Origin of the sequence: Frigoribacterium sp. ACAM 257 (genome assembly GCF_007954365.1) — a bacterium.
Lineage (GTDB): Bacteria > Actinomycetota > Actinomycetes > Actinomycetales > Microbacteriaceae > Frigoribacterium.
In genome coordinates this window covers 1-702 of record NZ_VOLO01000014.1, presented here as the reverse complement: position 1 = coordinate 702, position 702 = coordinate 1, and the positions used below count along the sequence as shown (strand labels likewise).

Sequence of the window (702 nt, the reverse complement as noted above, 5' to 3'; positions counted from 1 at the left end):
CATCTCACGCAAGACCATCACCAAGTCCGCCTTCGGCATCGTCGCCTCCGGCGCCCTCATCTTCAGCCTCGCGGCCTGCTCCTCCACCGACGCCGGCTCCGGCTCGTCGTCCTCCGCCGCCCCGTCGTCGTCGTCGTCCGCGTCCGCCGCGTCGACCGAGCCCCTGGCCTCGCTCCCCGACCTCTCCGCCGGAGTCGACACGCAGGTCGCCGTCGACGCCTCCTTCGTCGACGCCCTCGGCACCCTCGGCCTCACCCCCGGAGTCGTCGGCACCGCCGGCTTCACCGACGGCACCTTCTCCTTCCCCATCACCGGCGGGAACGTCGACTACTACGACCCCGCCAGCGACGTGCGTCCCTACGTCCAGGGCGAGATCGACCACGACGGCTCCGGCCTGTCGCTGACCGCCGCCGACGGCACCGTCGTCGAGCTCACCGACTTCCGCATCGACCCGGGCGAGAGCAAGCTCTACGGCACCGTCACCGCCAACGGCACCGTCGCAGCAGAAGACGCCTACCTCTTCAACCTCTACGGCGGCACCCTGAAGCCCCTCCAGATGGAAGGCACCAACGCCGTCCTCGAGGGCACCACCGTCCACATCAGCCCCGACGCCGCCGCCCTGCTGAACCAGACCTTCAACACCGACGCCGTCCAGGACGAGATGCTCGTCGGCGTCGCGAAGATCACCGTCGCCACCGAGTA

1 protein-coding gene is annotated in these 702 nt (G+C 69.9%); it reads left to right on the top strand.

The annotated features are described in order from the left end of the window. Nucleotides 1–702 (top strand): hypothetical protein (locus ES689_RS15455; RefSeq protein WP_223269654.1); only part of this gene is annotated, 702 nt, incomplete at both ends.